The 2,294-nt window shown below is 60.5% G+C and carries 3 protein-coding genes; 2 read left to right on the top strand and 1 reads right to left on the bottom strand.

Annotated features, from left to right (window positions below; all coding sequences use genetic code 11):
- A partial coding sequence (locus tag ACXRVY_RS24940; RefSeq protein WP_458238513.1) for an amidase family protein occupies positions 1-804 on the top strand: 804 nt, incomplete at its 5' end.
- A 3-nt stretch (positions 805-807) separates the two neighbouring features.
- Here ACXRVY_RS24940 and ACXRVY_RS24935 read toward each other — a convergent pair.
- Complete coding sequence (locus ACXRVY_RS24935; RefSeq protein ID WP_223462592.1) at positions 808-1,692, bottom strand: LysR substrate-binding domain-containing protein; 885 nt, start codon at positions 1,690-1,692, stop codon at positions 808-810.
- Positions 1,693-1,851: 159 nt separating this feature from the next.
- On the opposite strand from ACXRVY_RS24935, the gene ACXRVY_RS24930 reads away from it, so the two are divergent.
- On the top strand, positions 1,852-2,294 hold a 443-nt coding region (locus tag ACXRVY_RS24930; RefSeq protein ID WP_458238512.1), incomplete at its 3' end, for an FAD-binding oxidoreductase.

Genomic DNA, 2,294 nt, shown 5'->3' with positions numbered 1-2,294 from the left:
GTGCTGGATCAGGCCATCGTGCTTGATGTGATCAAGGGCCAGGACAAAAGCGACGCGGCGACCTTCGACCTTGCTGCAGACAAAATACAGTTCGAACCGGCACTGAGCCGTACCTCGCTGCAAGGCAAGACCATTGGCGTAATCAACAATTTCAAGGGGGCGAACCCGGAAGTGGATGCGGTCTATAAAGCTGCGCAGGAAACGCTCGTCAAGCGCGGTGCGCAGGTCGTCTCCATCGAATTGCCAAAAGCCTTTGAAACCCTGTGGAGCGACGTGCTCGGCCCAGTGGGGGAGAGCGAATTCAAGCCGCAATTCGAACGCTACCTCACCACCCTCAATCCAGGCCAACCGCGAACGCTTGCGCAGTTTCTCGACCTTGCCAGGCAAAATCAGGCGCAAAACGCTGCGCATGGGATGAACCCGGCACGCCTGGCCGGACTGGAAACGGTAGCGAATGCCGCAAGCACCGATTCGCCGCAGTACATCTCCATTCTTTCCCGGAAGATTCCACAGTTGCGCGCGCAACTGATGGGCATCATGAAGCAGAACAAGGTCGACAGCCTGTTTTTTGCGACCATCAATTGCCCGGCTTCGGTGGTGCACGGTGTGAACGATGACAGTTACCTGTGCAAGTCCGGCGATACCTACGCGTCGTCGTACATTGCCTCGGCCACAGGATTTCCCGAAATCACCGTTCCGGCAGGCATCATCAAGGGCAACCTGCCGGTGGGTGTTTCGTTCCTGGGCGGCTACGGCGAMGACGCCAAGGTGGTGGGTTTCGGCTACGCGTTCCTTGGGCGGTAACCGTCAGACCTGTTCCAGCAACCAGGTACGAAACGCGACGAGTGAAGGCAGCATTTCGTTGCGCGGCGGATAGGCCAGGTAGTAACTGCGCTGGCTGGCGAAGGGCTGATCGAGGCTGATCAGTTCGTTGTTGGCCAACTCGTCGGCCACCAGGATACGTGGCACCAGACCGATGCCGATGCCGGCCCTGACGGCCTGGATCAAGTGCGAGGTGAGTTCGAAACTCGGCCCCAGGCGCATCATCCGATGGGGCAGGGCGTGGTGGCTGAACCACTCGCCCCAGACGTTGGCGTTGCTCGCGACGTTGAGCAGCGTCTGGCCAGCAATGCGGTCAGGGGTCCAGGCGTCATGGATTTCGGCCGCTTCTGGCGAAATGATCACCATCAGTTCTTCGGTGTGCAGGCGATGGCTGATCAGCCCCGGCAAGTCGGCATTGCCGACGACGATCGCGGCGTCGATGCCGCTGGTTTCAAAGTCGATGGCATCGATGCGGGAATTGATGTGCACCAGCATGCCGGGATGGGTTTTGTAGAAGTCATGCAGGCGCGGCAATAACCACTTCGAGCCGAAGGTCGGCAAGGTGGCCAGGCGCAACGTGCCGCTGCCGGATTGATAAGCCATGGCCTGCAATGTGGCGCTGCGGATGCGTCCGAGCGCTTCGCTCATTTCCCGCTGATAAAGACGACCGACATCGGTCAGCTGTACTTGCCTGCCTTCACGGCGGAACAGCGTCAGGCCCAGTTGCTGCTCCAGCGCCTGGACTTGCCGGCTCACCGCGCTTTGGGTCAGTGACAGTTCCATCGCGGCGCGGGTATAGCTTTCATGGCGGGCGGCGGCTTCAAAGGCCAGCAGCAACGACATCGAAGGAGTGAGGTGACGGTAATTCATTCGTAAAAGTCATCGATAGCGGCAGGATTATCCGTTTGTCCGGCGCCAGAGCCTGCAGGATCATTGGCATGGCCGACGACCTGAGGCTGACCCATTAATGCTCAGGCGACAAGTGTTTTGAGTTTTCCCGTGATTAGACCGACAAGAGAACAGCCTGCGATGATCGCTCAGTTGCCCACCGTTGCACCCGCGGCCCAGTACCCGGAGTTTCTGCAAGCCCTGCACACCAGCGGCTTTCGCGGTCAGCTCAGCGCCGACTACGCCACCCGCACCGTGCTGGCGACCGACAACTCGATTTACCAGCGGCTGCCGCAAGCGGCGGTGTTCCCCCTGGATGCGGATGACATCGCACGCATCGCAACCTTGATGGCCGAGCCACGCTTCCGCCAGATCAAGCTGACCCCGCGCGGTGGTGGCACCGGCACCAACGGGCAGTCATTGACCGATGGCGTCGTGGTCGACCTGTCGCGGCACATGAACGCCATCCTCGAAATCAACGTTGCCGAGCGCTGGGTGCGGGTGCAGACGGGCGTGGTCAAGGACCAGCTCAATGCCGCGCTCAAGCCGCACGGGCTGTTCTTTGCGCCGGAGCTGTCGACGTC

Source organism: Pseudomonas sp. P5_A2_2 (assembly GCF_054177685.1).
The sequence above is the reverse complement of the archived record's forward strand: the minus strand, read 5'-3'. Positions and strand labels throughout refer to the sequence as shown.